Annotated in this window: 14 protein-coding genes; 7 read left to right on the top strand and 7 right to left on the bottom strand. The window is 67.0% G+C overall.

Annotated elements, in window-relative coordinates; all coding sequences use genetic code 11:
- Positions 1-22 precede the first annotated feature (22 nt).
- Complete coding sequence (locus ACWEQQ_RS26010) at positions 23-322, bottom strand: antibiotic biosynthesis monooxygenase (protein WP_452350040.1); 300 nt, start codon at positions 320-322, stop codon at positions 23-25.
- Between the two features lie 77 nt (positions 323-399).
- On the opposite strand from ACWEQQ_RS26010, the gene ACWEQQ_RS26005 reads away from it, so the two are divergent.
- Positions 400-1,635: an amidohydrolase family protein gene (locus ACWEQQ_RS26005; RefSeq protein ID WP_452350039.1), complete on the top strand. Its 1,236-nt coding sequence runs from the start codon at positions 400-402 to the stop codon at positions 1,633-1,635.
- Positions 1,636-1,752: 117 nt separating this feature from the next.
- Positions 1,753-3,105: a threonine/serine ThrE exporter family protein gene (locus ACWEQQ_RS26000; RefSeq protein WP_452350038.1), complete on the top strand. Its 1,353-nt coding sequence runs from the start codon at positions 1,753-1,755 to the stop codon at positions 3,103-3,105.
- A 290-nt stretch (positions 3,106-3,395) separates the two neighbouring features.
- Here the strand turns inward: ACWEQQ_RS26000 and ACWEQQ_RS25995 are convergent, their stop codons facing one another.
- Both ACWEQQ_RS25995 and ACWEQQ_RS25990 read right to left on the bottom strand, forming a co-directional pair.
- Complete coding sequence (locus tag ACWEQQ_RS25995) at positions 3,396-3,587, bottom strand: DUF397 domain-containing protein (protein ID WP_452350037.1); 192 nt, start codon at positions 3,585-3,587, stop codon at positions 3,396-3,398.
- Positions 3,584-4,462, bottom strand: coding sequence for a DUF5753 domain-containing protein (locus tag ACWEQQ_RS25990; protein WP_452350036.1), 879 nt, complete (start codon positions 4,460-4,462; stop codon positions 3,584-3,586). The genes ACWEQQ_RS25995 and ACWEQQ_RS25990 overlap by 4 nt, the downstream gene beginning before the upstream one ends.
- A gap of 385 nt (positions 4,463-4,847) precedes the next feature.
- On the opposite strand from ACWEQQ_RS25990, the gene ACWEQQ_RS25985 reads away from it, so the two are divergent.
- Positions 4,848-5,084 carry a hypothetical protein gene (locus ACWEQQ_RS25985; protein WP_379383496.1) on the top strand — a complete coding sequence of 79 codons (237 nt, stop codon included), beginning with the start codon at positions 4,848-4,850 and terminating at the stop codon, positions 5,082-5,084.
- Between the two features lie 245 nt (positions 5,085-5,329).
- Here the strand turns inward: ACWEQQ_RS25985 and ACWEQQ_RS25980 are convergent, their stop codons facing one another.
- Complete coding sequence (locus ACWEQQ_RS25980; protein ID WP_452350035.1) at positions 5,330-7,078, bottom strand: proline--tRNA ligase; 1,749 nt, start codon at positions 7,076-7,078, stop codon at positions 5,330-5,332.
- Between the two features lie 58 nt (positions 7,079-7,136).
- Here ACWEQQ_RS25980 and yaaA point away from each other — a divergent pair, with 58 nt between their 5' ends.
- Both yaaA and ACWEQQ_RS25970 read left to right on the top strand, forming a co-directional pair.
- Positions 7,137-7,883 (top strand): peroxide stress protein YaaA, encoded by a 747-nt coding sequence (gene yaaA, locus ACWEQQ_RS25975; RefSeq protein ID WP_452345179.1) that lies wholly within the window; start codon positions 7,137-7,139, stop codon positions 7,881-7,883.
- Positions 7,884-7,945: 62 nt separating this feature from the next.
- On the top strand, positions 7,946-8,338 hold the full coding sequence (locus tag ACWEQQ_RS25970) for an ankyrin repeat domain-containing protein (RefSeq protein WP_354850838.1): 393 nt from the start codon (positions 7,946-7,948) through the stop codon (positions 8,336-8,338).
- A gap of 169 nt (positions 8,339-8,507) precedes the next feature.
- On the opposite strand, the gene ACWEQQ_RS25965 is transcribed toward ACWEQQ_RS25970, so the two are convergent.
- From ACWEQQ_RS25965 to ACWEQQ_RS25955, 3 genes are all read right to left on the bottom strand, one after another.
- Positions 8,508-9,329 (bottom strand): ABC transporter permease, encoded by an 822-nt coding sequence (locus ACWEQQ_RS25965; protein ID WP_452350034.1) that lies wholly within the window; start codon positions 9,327-9,329, stop codon positions 8,508-8,510.
- Positions 9,326-10,348, bottom strand: a complete 1,023-nt coding sequence (locus ACWEQQ_RS25960; RefSeq protein ID WP_452345181.1) for an ABC transporter ATP-binding protein — start codon at positions 10,346-10,348, stop codon at positions 9,326-9,328. Before ACWEQQ_RS25960 ends, ACWEQQ_RS25965 begins: the two co-directional genes overlap by 4 nt.
- Positions 10,349-10,512: 164 nt before the next feature.
- A complete protein-coding gene (locus tag ACWEQQ_RS25955) occupies positions 10,513-11,196 on the bottom strand; it encodes a PadR family transcriptional regulator (protein ID WP_379384158.1) in 684 nt (227 codons plus the stop codon).
- Between the two features lie 218 nt (positions 11,197-11,414).
- Between ACWEQQ_RS25955 and ACWEQQ_RS25950 the strand changes: the two genes are divergently transcribed.
- Together ACWEQQ_RS25950 and ACWEQQ_RS25945 are read left to right on the top strand one after the other, a co-directional pair.
- Positions 11,415-12,689 carry an alkaline phosphatase family protein gene (locus tag ACWEQQ_RS25950; protein WP_452350033.1) on the top strand — a complete coding sequence of 425 codons (1,275 nt, stop codon included), beginning with the start codon at positions 11,415-11,417 and terminating at the stop codon, positions 12,687-12,689.
- Positions 12,689-13,777, top strand: a complete 1,089-nt coding sequence (locus tag ACWEQQ_RS25945; protein WP_452350032.1) for an alkaline phosphatase family protein — start codon at positions 12,689-12,691, stop codon at positions 13,775-13,777. The genes ACWEQQ_RS25950 and ACWEQQ_RS25945 overlap by 1 nt, the downstream gene beginning before the upstream one ends.
- Positions 13,778-13,804 lie beyond the last annotated feature (27 nt).

Here is a 13,804-nt window from a genome sequence, read left to right as displayed (position 1 = left end):
CTCGTGGGGGTAGGTGCCCTCGTCACTGCGCCGTGTGATGAGCGACGTGGAAGCCGCGGGTGCTGATGGCATCGGCAGAGTCGAAGAAGGGCATCAAGGCCAGGGCGAACTCCTGGCGCTGGGGTGAATTCTGCCAGGCCGCACAGGCATCGGCGTCGGCCCACAGGGCGGTGACGACGATCGCGCCCGGCTCGTCCGCGGGAATCAGAACCTGCGCCGCGAGGGCGCCCGAGGCTTCGAGGATGCCCAGCGAGCGATAGCGCTCGACCAGCTCGTCACGACGGCCGGGCGAGGTGCGTAGCGACAGTGAGGTGAACTTCATGGAACAATCATTGCACACATCCATTCTGTGCATCTATTGTTGCATTCAACTTGGCTATTACCGGAAGGAAACCGAGCATGAGTGCCCCCAATCCCGATCGCCTGTTGATCACGAACGCTCATCTGCTGCATCCCGAAGACGGTGAGCTGAGCGATGTTTCATGGCTGGAGGTCGCCGACGGGCGCATCGCGGGCCATGGCACCGGGCGCCCGCCGACGGCGTCCGAGGACGTGCCGGTGCTCGATGTCGCCGGGGCGACAGTGCTGCCGGGTCTGATCGACGCACACGTGCATCTGCTGTTGACCACCTTCGACCCGAAGGAAGCGGCCGGCTGGACCCCCGGGTACGCCACTGTCCGGGCCTTGAAGGAAGCCGAGCGCATGCTCCGACGCGGATTCACCACCGTCCGCGACGTCGGCGGCGCCGATTACGGGATGGCCCGGGCCATCGAGGAAGGGCTCGCTGCGGGTCCGCGTTTGATCTACGGCGGGAAGGCCCTGTCACAAACGGGTGGGCATGGGGACATCCGCCCACTGGGTGACGACGCGATGCCCTGTTGCCAGAGTCGTCCCGCCTTCGCCCGCATCGCCGACGGTGCCGACGAGGTGAGCGCCGCCGCGCGTGACGAATTCCGCAAGGGCGCTTCGCATCTGAAGATACTGGTCAGCGGCGGCGTCGCCTCACCGCACGACGAGGTATCGGCGGTCCAGTACACCGAAGAGGAGATCCGTGCGGCAGTCATCGAGGCCGAGCAACACAATCGCTATGTCACCGCGCACGCTTACCACCCGCGCAGCGTCAACCGGGCGCTGCGGGCGGGCGTCCGCTGCGTGGAACACGGAAACCTGATCGACGACGAAACCATCAGCCTGCTGCTCGAACACGACGCCTTCCTGGTCCCCACGCTGGTGACCTACGACCAGATGGCCCGGTTCGGCAAGGCAGCCGGAATGCCCGAACAGTCGTACAAGAAGATCGCCGATGTCCACGCAGCGGCCATGTCCGCGCTCGAACGGGCCCACACCGCAGGGGTCAACCTGGTCTTCGGCACCGATCTGCTCGGCCCGCTGCACAGCGCACAGCTGCAGGAATTCGCCCTGCGCGCCGAAATTCAGCCGGCGGCCGACATTCTCCGCGCCGCCACCGCCACCGCGGCCCGGCTGCTGCGCATGGAAGGCGACATCGGCACCCTCGACGTCGGAGCCCACGCCGACCTGCTCGTCGTCGACGGCGATCCGCTCGACGATATCCGCGTGCTCACCCGGCCTGAGCAGACCCTGCGCCATGTCATCAAGGCCGGGACCGTGATTTGAGTTGTCGCACAAGCCGGTAGGACCGTGAACACCCGGAAGAGAGAGCGGCTGCGCGGTGCAGATTCGAAAGCCGCGCGGTCCTTGCCGCGGGTGGCGGTGCGCGTGCGGAGGGGGCGGATGTGGCAACCCCGTGCCGCAGCCCCCTCTCCTCCGCGGGTACTCGACTTGGCGCTGCGCATCGGGACCGCACTGTTGGGCGGTGGGGCGAGTTGCCGGGAAGTCGAGACCGCGATGCGCGCGGTCACCAGCGCATACCGCTTGAACGGCAGCGTCCCGAACGTCACCTTCTCCATGATCAGCCTGTCGTACCAGCCATCGGTGGACGTGGCGCCGCTGGCGGCGGATCGATCGGTGCTGGATCGCGGCTCGCACTACACCCGGGTGGATGCCGTCGAGCGTCTCACCGCGCGCATTGTCGACGGTCTGCCATCGCGCGCGGCAGCGGAGCAGCTGGCCGCGATCGAGTACGCGCCCGGCCCATACCGGCAGTGGGTGCTGTCCGTAGCGACCGCGCTGGTCTCGGCTTTCGCGGCGGTCATGGTGGGCGGCGGCTGGTGGGTGCTCCTCGGCGCGCTCGGCGGAGGTCTGGTCGGCGAGCGCGCCGCGGCCGCCGTAGCCCGGACCGGGGCTGCGCCGTTCTACCAGCTCGGCGCCGCGGCCGTAGCGGCAGCCGGAATCGGTGTCGCCGCGAGCACGGTGACCGACCCGTCTCACGCGGGCGCCATGATCACCGGCGCGCTCTTCGCGCAATTCCCCGGCCGCCCGCTCGTGCTGGCGATCAACGACGGCTTGGCCGGCTACTTCCTGACCGCCGGCGCACGCCTGCTCGAGGCATTCTTCCTGCTGACCGCCATCGTCTGCGGGGTGACCGCGACCCTGTACATCGGCCGCCTGGCCGGGGCCGGACCGACCGTGCAGGACACCATCTTCAGCCGGGCTCCCGCTGCCGGCTGGGCACTCGTGCTGACAGCCGGGGCGCTGACCGCAGCCTTCGCTGTCATTCACGAGGTTCCTCCGCGGGCGATAGCAGCGGCCACGACCACCGGTCTGGCGTGCTTCACGACCTACCATCTCCTCGTCGTCGCGCACCTGGCCCCCGTGGCCGCGACGGCCGTGGCGGCGATACTGATCGGGATCTTCAGCGGACTCGGAGCCCGCGTGCTGGGCAGCAGCACCCTGCCGCTACTGGTGCCCGCCCTCGCTCCCCTGCTCCCCGGCCGCTCGCTCTATCTCGGGCTGCTCGCTCTCAGCGAGGGGCGTTTCGCGAGCGGCGGACCGCAATTGGCCCTGGCAATCGCCCTCGGCCTCACGCTGGCAGTGGGCACCGACATGGGCCTGCAGATCGTCGGCCGCCCCGACTCTGCCACCGGCACCCTCGAGCGACCAGCCGAACCGGTCCGAACGCGCACTACGACTGAGAAATTGGCGGGAAACGGGCTGTTGCAAATTAGGCGCGGATTTCAGCCGTGACCTGAGTCACATGTCTACGTGGACCGCTGTCGACCGATCATGCAGGGCCGCAGGTCATTTGCCTCCCGACGTGACGTCACAATCGCCGACTCGGCGCATTTTGCAACAGCCCGGAAACTGCTGTTCAGCACTGGATCGTGCGGGAATGCACCGGTCGACCGGACCTCGGCATCTCGGCGCGTTCATGACACCGAAGTGATTTGAGCGCGTTGGCCTCGGATCCGCGCCGGACGAAAGCCGCCGACTGAATCGCGCACTCAGCCAGGGGCTTTCGTCGTGCGGTCAGTTCGTCAGCGCTGCCAGATACCGCTGTCGATGAAATTCGTCCACACGTCGGCGGGGAACGCCAGGATCGGACCCCGGCCGTTGTCCTTCGTGTCGCGGACCAGCGTGACAGTTGAGTCGTGCCGAACCTCGACGCACTCTTTGCCAGCATCGGAGAAGCTCGACTTGTACCACTCGCCCATTACCGGCTTCTTCATGCCGTGTGCTCCTTTGCGATTCGCACCAGCAAGTCCCTGGTGTCCTGCGCTGTCAACGCTACAGCCCGAAGACCGGCGATTGCTTCACGATATTCGTCGACCTCTTCGTCGTGCTCGTGGAGAACGCTGCCGATGGCGCCTTCGGCGTATACCACTGGCGGCAAAGTCATCCCACTCGCGCCTTTGGGCAGATGGAGCAGGATGAACTGCTGTATGACAAGCCCCGGGTGTGGGCCGATAGCGAACGGGAGCGCCCGGATCTCGATATTGTCCCGGTCTCCAACCTCGGCGAGCCACCGCAGTTGCGCTGACATGACCCCTGGCGGCCCAGGCCTGTTCCACAAGACCGCTTCGGATATGAACGCCTCCAGCCGAAAACCGGCATCGTCCAACCGTGTTTGCCGCTTTTGGGTGAGCTCGACCCGCCGTTCTACGTCCACTGCGGACAGACGTGGCAGGGTGACGCGGACGATTTCCCGCCGGTAGTCAGCAGTCTGCAACAAGCCGGGCACGATTACCGGTTGGAACGTGATGATCTGCTCTGCCACTCCTTCGAGCCGGAGGAGCTTCTCGAAGTTCGGCGCGACCTGGTCGCTGTACGGCTTCCAGAACCCTTTCGAGTTACCCTGCGCCTTGGCCGCATTGTCCTGTGCTCGAACCTCTTCCAGAAGCTTGAGCGCCTTGGCCTGGTCCTCCGGGGAAGCGTGGTAGTACTCGAGCAGGTCCTTGATCTGCGGCCTGGTGAGCTTGGTCGGCGAGCCTTCCTCCATTCGCATCAGGACAAATCGCGTGACCTCGAGGTGGGCCGCCGCGGCCGACAGGGCCGTACGAGGTGCCTTTGATCGCACAGATTTCATGAAGTTTCCGAAATCCATGCGAGAGACCGTCAAACCGGCCATTTCGTTAGCCTCGCTATCTGGGAAACGTTCTCTACGCACATGTGCGTTCCGCACCTCAATCTTATTTCACGCGACTGTGCGCCATCCACGTATTGCCGCAGCACTTTTCGGCGCATGCTTAGTACATGACACCTGACGGCGACAGGTCGGCCCGCCGCAGTCGAATGAATCCGGAAACAACAGGAGTCGAAATGGCTTGGGATGCTTGGGCTTTGACGCTCTTGACGATCGCTGAGGCAGGCATCTTCATCGTCTGCCTGGGCGGGGATATAAGAAATTCCTGTCGGTACGGAAATAGCGGGCGCGGCCGTCACCGACGCGGACGCAAGAAAATTGGCGAGTGCCGGGAGGTGAATGGGTCGTGGACATCTACGAACGGCTGGAAAATTGCGATGTCGGGGAGCGGGAGCCGGCGATGACATCGGCGGAGGCAATGGAATCGCTTGTGTTGCATCAGGATTGCCTCACCGCGATGTGTGAGCGAAAGATGGCGGCGCGGCAGATCATCAAGACCGACGCCGAAAAGATCGAGTCCGCGAAGGTCATTCGGTTTCCGGCGAGTCGAATGGAGCCGGGTTGTGGCACGTGTGATCCGTAATCGGCATCGGGCACCCTATCGGCGGCCCGCCACGCTCGCCGAGGCGAAGAGCGGACTCGATCGGCATCGGGCATGCGTGGACGACTGTGCGGCGAAAAGGTCCTATGAGCGCGCCGTCCAGGAGATGGTTCGCGGGCCTGGTCTCGGCTGGAACATCTGGCGAGCGGACACCGGCCAGGCTGGTTGAAAAAGAGTGGCGCATCACCGGACGGTGATGCGCCACTTACAGTTTCGCGACAGCGATGTCAGCCGCGGATCTTGGCAGCGACCGAGGCCACGGCGGTCTCGGCGGGGAGTTCCTCGGCGGTGCCGGCGAAGCGGTCGCGGAGTTCGATCTTGCCCTCGGCCCAGCCGCGGCCGACGACCACGATGTAGGGCATGCCGAGGAGCTCGGCATCCTTGAACTTCACGCCCGGGGAGGCGGTGCGGTCGTCGAGCAGGACCTCGAAGCCCAGAGAATCGAGTTCGGCGGCAACCTGTTCGGCGCCGGCGCGGGCGCCCTCGTCCTTGTTCGCGATGACGACGTGGACGTCGAACGGGGCGACCTCGCGAGGCCAGCGCAGGCCCTTGTCGTCGTGCATCTGCTCGGCGAGCACGGCGACCATGCGGGACACGCCGACGCCGTAGGAGCCCATGGTGAGACGGACCGGCTTGCCGTTCTCGCCCAGCACGTCGACCTCGAAGGCGTCGGTGTACTTCTGGCCGAGCTGGAAGATGTGGCCGATCTCGATGCCGCGGGCAGCCTCCAGGACGCCGCGGCCGTCGGGCGAGGGATCGCCGTCGCGAACTTCGGCGGCCTCGATGGTGCCGTCGGGGGTGAAGTCGCGTCCGGAGACCAGGCCGACGTAGTGCTTGCCCTGCTCGTCGGCGCCGGTGATCCAGGCGGTGCCGGAGACCACGCGCGGGTCGACGAGGTAGCGGACGCCGTTGGCCTGCAGCGCCTTCGGGCCGATGTAGCCCTTCACCAGGAACGGGTTGGCCTTGAAGTCGGTCTCGTCGAGCAATTCCACCTCGGCCGGCTCGACGGACGCCCCGAGGCGCTTGTCGTCGACCTCACGGTCACCGGGGATGCCGACGCCGAGGATCTCGGTCTTGCCGTCGGGGTAGCGCAGCTTGACCATGACGTTCTTGAGGGTGTCGGCGGCGGTCGCCTCGCGGCCCAGCACGTTGGCGGTGTTGGCCCAGTCGACCAGCGTCGCAATGGTCGGCGTGTTGGGGGTGTCGTGGACGACGGCGTCGGACTGGCCCTCGAGCGGGATCGCCGGGGGCGCGGTGGTGATCACGGCCTCCACGTTTGCGGCGTAACCGGATTCGCGGCAGATGACGTAGGTGTCCTCGCCGACGGGGCTGTCGGCCAGGAACTCCTCCGACGCCGAGCCGCCCATGGCGCCGGAGGTGGCGGCCACGATGACGTACTTGACGCCGAGGCGGTCGAAGATCTTCTGGTAGGCCTCGCGGTGGGCGTTGTAGCTGTTCTTCAGCCCGTCCTCGTCGAGGTCGAAGGAGTACGAGTCCTTCATGATGAACTCGCGCCCGCGCAGGATGCCCGCGCGCGGGCGGCCTTCGTCGCGGTACTTGGTCTGGATCTGGTACAGCGTGACCGGCAGATCCTTGTAGGAGCTGTACTCGCCCTTCACGGTGAGGGCGAACAGCTCCTCGTGGGTGGGGCCGAGCAGGTAGTCCTGGCCCTTGCGGTCCTTGAGCCGGAACAGGCCGTCGCCGTACTCGGTCCAGCGGTTGGTGGTTTCGTACGGTTCGCGCGGCAGCAGCGCCGGCAGCGAGATCTCCTGGGCCCCGATGGCGTTCATCTCCGACCGGACGACATCCTCGACCTTGCGCAGCGTGCGCAGGCCGAGCGGCAGCCACGAGTAGACGCCTGGCGCGATGCGACGCACGTAACCGGCACGCACCAGCAGCTTGTGGCTGGGTACCTCGGCGTCGGCGGGGTCGTCGCGCAGGGTGCGCAGGAACAGGTGGGAGAGACGGGTGATCACGGCTCAACACAGTAGCCGCTGCTCGCGCACAGTTCACAAGGCATTACCGTGTTGGCTCGTGCTGGTGCTGCTGCCTCCCTCAGAAACCAAGTCCGACGGTGGTTCGGGCGGTCCTCTGGACCTGGATTCCCTCGCGATGCCGCAGCTCACAGCGGTGCGCGACAAACTCGTCACCGAGTTGATCGCGCTGGCCGCCGATCCCGATGCCGCGCGTGCCGCGCTGGCACTGGGTAAGGGGGCTGACGCGGAGATCGCGCGCAATGCCGCGCTGCGCACCTCCGCCACCCGCCCGGCCCTGGACCGATACACGGGTGTGCTGTACGACGCACTCGACGCGGCCCGGTTCACCAAGGCCCAGCGCGCCAAGGCCGAGGCCCGCCTGGGCATCGGCTCGGCGCTGTTCGGGGTGATCCGCGCGGGCGATCCGATTCCGGCCTACCGGCTTTCGGGCGGGTCGAAGCTGCCGGGTCTGCCGACGCTGCAGTCGCTGTGGAAGGCGGTGCTGCCGGCGGCGCTGCGCGCGGAGGCGGCCGGGCACCTGGTGGTGGATCTGCGGTCGGGCACCTACCAGAATCTGGGCCGGGTTCCGGGAGCGGTCACCGCGACGGTGCTGACCGAGCGTCCGGACGGGAAGCGAACCGTGGTGAGCCACTTCAACAAACACCACAAGGGACTGCTGGCGCGGGCGCTGGTGCTGTCGCGGTCGGAGCCGTCGGATATCGACGGGCTGGCCCGGGTGGCCGAGAAGTCCGGACTGCGCACCGAGGTCGCCTCGCCGACCGAGCTGCTCATCATCACCTCCTGAGCACACCGATCCCGTAGGGAACTTGGCTCGGCCGCGGCGGTCCCGCTGGCTAGAGTGGCCTGGTGGAACCCAAAGACCTGGATCCGGAAGTGCTCGAACTGGCGAGCAAGATCTTCGATCTGGCCCGCAGCGGCGATGCCGCCACCCTGGGCGCGTACCTCGACGCCGGGGTGCCCGTGAACCTGACCAACGACAATGGCGACACGCTGCTCATGCTGGCCGCCTACTATTCACACCCGGAGGCGGTGAACGCCCTGCTGGAACGCAAGGCGGACCCCAACTTCGGCAACGACAAGGGCCAGACCCCGCTCTCGGGCGCGGTGTTCAAGGGCTCGGACGAGATCGTCCACGCCCTGCTCGCGGCCGGGGCCGATCCGAACGCGGGCAGCCCGTCCGCGCGCGACGCGGCCGAGATGTTCGGGCAGACCAAGTATCTGGCGCTGTTCGACAAGTAGGGTGAGCCGGCCAACTCTCGTAACTCTCCAGGGTTTCGCCCCCGAACCCCCTGAGAGGCACGACTCCCGTAGCTCTCAGAGGCTTCGGCCCCGAACCTCCTGAGAGGCACTAGGTCCGGCCTGCGGACGAGATCGCCACGCAGGCCGGACTTTTCGCGTGTTCGGCCGGTTACTGCGTCCGCTGGTAGGTGCGGAAGGCCGACAGCGCCCAGCGGAAGGCGAGCGCTGCCAGGGCGGTCAGGTAGCCGAGGTGGGCGGCGACGAAGCCCGCGTCGGCGGTGCCCGCGAGGCCGGTACGGCCGATGTCTACCGCCCAGGTCACCGGGTTGAACTTGGAGATGCCCTGGACCCAGCCCGGCATGAGGGAGGTGGCCATCATGCCCGAGGACAGGAAGGTCAGGGGCAGGATGATGAGCTGGGACATGCCGATCAGGGCGATCTGGCTGCGGGAGATCAGGGCCAGGGCCACCGAGCCCGCGCAGAAGACGGCCGCCAGCAGGGTGGCCGCGATCAGCGCCAGCGCGATGCCGGTCACGCCGCCGGGATAGCGTGCGCCGCCGGCGAATCCGATGAGCAGGACCAGCGCGGACTGGACCAGGCCGATGGTGAGCTGCACGCCGAGCTGGCCGGCCACCACCGCGCTGCGCGAAATCGGTGCGGTGAGCAGCTGATTCATCACGCCGTTGTCGATGTCCTCGATGTATCCGGTGCCCGCCCAGACGCCCGAGTAGAGCACGGTCATCATGAGCACGCCGGGCGCCAGGAAGGTGATGTAGTTGGCCGCCCCGAATCCCGGGATGTCGCCGACGGATTTGAAGACCTGCCCGAACAGCAGGATCCACACGATCGGCTGCAGCAGCGCCGCGAACACGCCCCAGGATTCCCGCAGGGTGTTCACCATCCAGCGCCGGAATATCTGCCCGGCCGCCACCGGCCAAGTGGCCGTGGGGTTTTCGCGGGTGAGGGACAGGTCGTAGGTGAGCGTGGTCATGCCGCCACCTCCGCCCGGTCGCGGTTGTTGTCGGCCCGGTAGGAGCGGCCCGCATAGTGCAGGTACACATCGTCGAGTGAAGGCCGGGAGATGGAGACCGCGCCGAAACCGATGGCGGCGGCGTCGAATTCGGAGATGACCCGGCCGACGATGCCGGAGGGGTCGTCGGTGCGGGCGATGAGCCTGCCGTTGGGCCCGTCCTGCTCGACGACGATATCCCGCAGTGCCGGAATGGATTCCCCGACCGCGCGCACGGCGGCCACATCCGGTGCGATGAGTTCGACGGTGAGGGTGTCGCCGTCGAGGGTCGACTTCAGTTGCGCCGGTGTGCCTTCGATCACCGCGCGCCCGTGATCGATGATGACCAGGCGATCGGCCAGCTCGTCGGCCTCCTCCAGATAGTGGGTGGTGAGCACCACGGTGAGGGCCGCCTCGGTGGACAATCGGCGGATCTCCGACCACATCTCGGCCCGGGCCTGCGGGTCCAGGCCGGTGGTCGGCTCGTCCAGGAACAGCACCGACGGCGTGTGCACCAGTCCGACGGCGACGTCGAGCTTGCGCCGCATGCCACCGGAGAGCTTGGACACCTTGCGGTTTCGCGCCTCGGTGAGCTGGAACTGATCGAGCAGGCCGTCGGCCCGGGTCACCGCGTCGTGGCGGGTCAGGCCGTGCAGACGCGCGGCCATGACCAGATTCTCGAAGGGCGTCTGGCGCGGGTCGGCGCCCGAGCCCTGTGAGACGTAGCCGATGCGATGCCGGATGGCGGCCGCGTCGGTGGTGACATCGAATCCGGCCACCCGCGCGGTCCCGGAATCAGCCCGCGACAGGGTGGTGCAGATCTTTGTGGTGGTGGACTTGCCCGCCCCGTTGGGGCCGAGCATGCCGTAGACGGTGCCGGCGGCAATGCCGAAGCTCAGGCCGTCGAGAGCCCGTACATCGGGCTTGCGGCGGCCGCCGGGATAGGTTTTGACCAGGTCGTGCACCTCGACCGCGGCCGAGGGCATGGGTGTGACGGACATGGTTGTTCGTTCCTCGTCAGGTGTGGGGAACGACCACGGGACCGGTGGATATGCTGGAAATGCGGTTCGAGCATCCGGCGGTTTGCCGTCGGTCGTTCGGATTCGGCGACGGCTCGGGTGTTGGCGCACCCGGGCCGTCGTTGTTGCCGGGCCGATTGCCCGGCTCAGGTCGGCGGTGTCGGCAACCCCCATTCCTCGAGCAGCTTGTCGCCGATGTCCGGGGGCACCCGGCCGGCGGGGTATCGGGCGACCAGGTCGGCCATGGTGCGCCAGCCTTCGATGCCGCCCAGGTCATCGGATTCGATGCGGGCGGCCAGGGCGGCGGTGAAGTCGCGGTCGGCGGTGAGCATGTGCATCTCGTAGTTGCCCTCGATGAGCAGCACCTCGGGCAGCCAGGAGACGACGGCGTCGGTGGCGGCGCGGATCTCGGCAATCTGCTTGTCCAGCACCGTGACTCGCCGCCGCAGCAGGGCCGCGGCCTCGTCGGGTCCGAGCGCGGGCAGGAACGACAGCGCGGCCATGAACCGCGGGTATTCCTTCTCGGGTTCGGATATCCAGGCGCGCAACCAGTCCCGCATCTCGACGACGCCGTCGGGGGTGATGCGGTACACGGTCCGCGCGGGCCGGTTGCCGTCCTGTTCAGCGCCGACGACCTCGATGAAACCCTGGTTCAGCAATGATTCGACCACCGGGTACAACGCGCCGTAATTGATCCGCACGCTGCCGTCCTTGCCGCGCTGCTTGAGGGTCTGCGAGATCTGATACGGGTGCATCGGCCGCTCCCAGAGCTGCACGAGTACGGCCAGCGCCAGCGGATTGACCCGGCGGAACGCCCGCTTCCCGGCCATACTCACCCCCGGCTACTCTGGTCAGAGTATTTGCTTACTCTGGCCAGAGTACTCCCCCGCCGACGGCCCAGCAAGGACGAAATGCAGGGCGAGCAGGAAATGCCGGACATGCCGTGCTAAATTGGTCGCACGTCCAATAGTTGACGCGTTCATCTATTTCTCATTCAATTTCGCCTCACTGGTTACTCGCCGGTAATCCCCCGCGCGATGCATAACCCGTGACGGATTTTCTTCGAAGTACCACTACCACCCGCCGAACGGTCCTCGCCGGAGCGGGAGCCCTCGCGGTCGGCGCGGCCCTCGGGTCGACGGCCCCACGTGCCTCCGCCGCCCCGCTGCCCGCGCCCGCGGATTCCGGGATCGACCACATCGTCGTGGTGATGATGGAGAATCGCTCGTTCGACCACTACCTGGGCTGGCTGCCCGGAGCGAACGGCAGGCAGGCCGGGTTGACCTTCACCGACCGTAATGGATTGGCACACAACACCTTCCACCTGGCGACCACGCAGGGCTGCCAATACAACGATCCCGACCACTCCTTCGAGGGCGGCCGCGTCGAGTACAACGACGGCAAGTGCGACGGCTGGCTGCGCGCCGGAACCAACGACGAATTCTCGATCGGCTATTACGAGCAGGGCGATCTCGGCTTCTACGGAAATGCCGCGTCGGCGTGGACCGTGTGCGACAACTACTTCTCGGCGATCATGGCCGAAACCTATCCGAATCGCTTCTATCAGCATGCCGCGCAAACGGACCGCATTCACAATTCGACGACCATTTCGACCCTGCCGACCATCTGGGATCGCCTGGCGGCGGCCGGTATTCAGGGCCGCTACTACTTCTACGACACACCGTTCCTGGCGCTGTGGGGCAGCAAGTACCTGTCCATCTCGCGCCCGTTCGCGACCTTCCTGTCCGATTGCGCGGCCGGGACGCTGCCCGCGGTCTCCTTCGTCGATCCCAAGTTCCTCGACGAGGACACCGGCACCTCGGCCGACGATCATCCGCACGCCGATATCCGTGCCGGACAGGCGTTCCTGAACCAGGTCTATCAGGCCGTCACCAACAGCCCCGCCTGGTCGCGCACCCTGCTGATCATCAACTACGACGAATGGGGCGGCTTCTTCGACCACGTGCCGCCGCAGGTCGCGCCGGATGCCAACCCGGACTGGGGGCTGCGCGGATTCCGGGTGCCGTGCCTGGTGATCTCCCCGCTGGCGCGGCGCGGGCACGTGGCCCACGAGGTCTACGACCACACCTCGGTGCTCAAGGCGATCGAATGGCGATGGGGGCTCCCATCCCTCACCCCGCGCGACGCCGCCGCCCGCAATATCGCCGAGGTGCTCGACTTCGGCAGCGCCCCGAATCTCGCTGCGCCGCAATGGAATGTGCCGCCCGCGCCGCCGGGGGTGTGCGCCCCGGCCGTGGTCGCCGACTTCGAGCAGTGGAATACCCTGCGCGCCGTGGCCGCATCGACGGGATGGAGTCTGTGATGCGCCGGCTCGGCCAACTCATCGTGGTGCTGGTGTTCACGATCGCCGCGCTGGCCGTCGGCTACGGCCCGCATGCGACCGCGGATCCCGGCGCGCCGCACATCTTCGTGATCCAGCTGGAGAACAAGGGGTACGACGAGACCTGGGGACCGGCGTCGGCCGCACCGTATCTGAGCCAGACCCTGCGGTCGGAGGGGGTGCTGCTGAGCCAGTACTACGGCATCGGGCACAACAGTCTGGACAACTACCTCGCCCAGCTGTCCGGTCAGGGACCGAATGCCGAGACGCAGGCCGACTGCCAGATCTACAGCGACTTCGCGGGCGCCGGAACGGTTCCGCCCGGCCAGGCGGTCGGTCAGGGCTGCGTGTACCCCGCGTCGGTGCCGACGCTCGCCGGGCAGCTGACGGGGGCCGGCCGCAGCTGGAAGGGCTATATGGAGGATATGGGCACGCCCTGCCGCCATCCGGCCCTGAACAGCCAGGACACCACCCAGAAGGCGACCGTCGCGAGCCAGTACGCGGCCCGGCACAACCCGTTCGTCTACTTCCACCAGATCATCGACTCGCCTGCCTGCCAGCAGCAGGTGGTCGATCTCGGTGCGCTGAAGAGTGATCTGACACAGGCGGATACGACGCCGGACTTCGCCTACATCACCCCGAATCTGTGCGACGACGGGCACGACTCCCCCTGTGTCACGGGCGCTCCGGGCGGGCTGGTGTCGGCGGATCTCTGGCTGCGCGAATGGGTTCCGGTGATCAGCTCGGCCCCGGCCTTCCAGCAGAACGGGATACTGATCATCACCTTCGACGAATCCGATGGGCCGCAACAGGATTCCTCGGCATGCTGTGGCGAGGGCCCCGGCCCGAACAGTCCTCTGCCGGGTATCGCCGGCCTGGGCGGCGGCCGGGTCGGCGCCCTGGTCATCTCACCCAAGTCGGTGACGCCGGGCACCTTCAGTGACACGCCGTACAACCACTATTCGCTGCTGGCGAGCATCGAGGATCGATTCGGCCTGCCGTATCTGGGCTATGCCGCCGCACCGGGTCTGCCGCGCTTCGGAACCGACGTGTTCAATCGGAGGAACTGACGCGGCCGCCGGCCGGGGTGCTGCCGA

The sequence above is a fragment of the Nocardia sp. NPDC004123 genome, from assembly GCF_053603795.1.
This window is presented reverse-complemented; position numbering and strand designations above follow the sequence as displayed.

Bases quoted from the DNA above. Each gene is read 5' to 3' on its own strand.
- ACWEQQ_RS26010 (WP_452350040.1), bottom strand. From the start codon at position 322: ATGAAGTTCACCTCACTGTCGCTACGCACCTCGCCCGGCCGTCGTGAC.
- ACWEQQ_RS26005 (WP_452350039.1), top strand. From the start codon at position 400: ATGAGTGCCCCCAATCCCGATCGCCTGTTGATCACGAACGCTCATCTG.
- ACWEQQ_RS26000 (WP_452350038.1), top strand. From the start codon at position 1,753: ATGTGGCAACCCCGTGCCGCAGCCCCCTCTCCTCCGCGGGTACTCGAC.
- ACWEQQ_RS25995 (WP_452350037.1), bottom strand. From the start codon at position 3,587: ATGAAGAAGCCGGTAATGGGCGAGTGGTACAAGTCGAGCTTCTCCGAT.
- ACWEQQ_RS25990 (WP_452350036.1), bottom strand. From the start codon at position 4,462: ATGGATTTCGGAAACTTCATGAAATCTGTGCGATCAAAGGCACCTCGT.
- ACWEQQ_RS25965 (WP_452350034.1), bottom strand. From the start codon at position 9,329: ATGACCACGCTCACCTACGACCTGTCCCTCACCCGCGAAAACCCCACG.
- ACWEQQ_RS25960 (WP_452345181.1), bottom strand. From the start codon at position 10,348: ATGTCCGTCACACCCATGCCCTCGGCCGCGGTCGAGGTGCACGACCTG.
- ACWEQQ_RS25955 (WP_379384158.1), bottom strand. From the start codon at position 11,196: ATGGCCGGGAAGCGGGCGTTCCGCCGGGTCAATCCGCTGGCGCTGGCC.
- ACWEQQ_RS25945 (WP_452350032.1), top strand. From the start codon at position 12,689: ATGCGCCGGCTCGGCCAACTCATCGTGGTGCTGGTGTTCACGATCGCC.